Raw genomic sequence first — 577 nt, forward strand, 5'->3', positions numbered from 1 at the left:
CTTTGGTATGGAGCAACCTTCTGGGAATTAGATGAAGCGTTGTGTGAATATCAGCAAAAAATTAAAGAACTCAGAGAGTTTTTAAAAAATAAAGAGCATAGTAGTGTCTCGATCAAAGAGTTCTTAAATAAGTTGCCATCTGAAGAACTTAATAATACATCTGAAATTGCTAACGATACTAAATTATTCTTGAGGGCTATGGAGCCTAGTGATGCTATATTATTTGAACGGTTTTTAACGGATCGAGACTGGTGGTTTCAACCTCTTAAAAAAACAGATCAAATGAATGGTAAAACATTGGATAGAGGTGATGTATTTCAATCATCTTTTGATTTAGCTGCTCGAGTTATTGTTGCCAATTCATCACGGCTTTTAACTATTGTTAAGGCTTTTACAGCATCTGGAGATTTAAGGCGTTATTTTGAAACTCTGAGTAAAGAGCCAGTAAAATACTTAGACGAAGATACTTCAAGCATAATACATTTGGCTCCTACTAAACCTGCTAAAATAGGATGTAACTATATCTATTATGGAGCACCTGGTACAGGTAAAAGCCACCAGCTTAATGAGCTAACAG

At 35.0% G+C, this 577-nt stretch carries 1 protein-coding gene; it reads left to right on the forward strand.

The genetic code is table 11. The features are described 5' to 3' along the window. A partial coding sequence (locus ABN217_RS19915; protein WP_349459953.1) for a hypothetical protein occupies window positions 1-577 on the forward strand: 577 nt, incomplete at both ends.

The organism is Proteus sp. fly-1067 (genome assembly GCF_040139345.1).
Lineage (GTDB): Bacteria > Pseudomonadota > Gammaproteobacteria > Enterobacterales > Enterobacteriaceae > Proteus > Proteus vulgaris_B.